Origin of the sequence: Ochrobactrum sp. SFR4 (assembly GCF_019730395.1) — a bacterium.
Taxonomy (GTDB): domain Bacteria; phylum Pseudomonadota; class Alphaproteobacteria; order Rhizobiales; family Rhizobiaceae; genus Pseudochrobactrum.
Genome location: NZ_JAAPBB010000890.1, coordinates 1 through 264 on the forward strand (window position 1 = coordinate 1; position 264 = coordinate 264).

General features: G+C 54.9%; 1 pseudogene. It reads right to left on the reverse strand.

Annotated features, from left to right (window positions below):
• Positions 1–264 (reverse strand): annotated as a pseudogene (locus tag HBA93_RS21655) (DNA topoisomerase IV subunit B); the annotation flags it as partial.

Sequence of the window (264 nt, forward strand, 5' to 3'; positions counted from 1 at the left end):
CAGCTTTATCCGGAATGCCCTTTTTAGGATCAAGCAAAGACGGATCACAGGACCAACGGATTTCTACGCCGCCAAACAGATAGGCTTTCGACCGCGCCATACGATATAGACGCTCCGGGTCAAATTTGACGTTCTTACCGAAAATTTCCGGATCCGGATGGAAACGCACCCGCGTACCGCGGCGGTTATGGACTTCTCCAAGTTCTTCCAGATCACCCAGTGGCAGCCCGCGGGAGAAACGCAGACGATAGAGGCGGCGGGCAC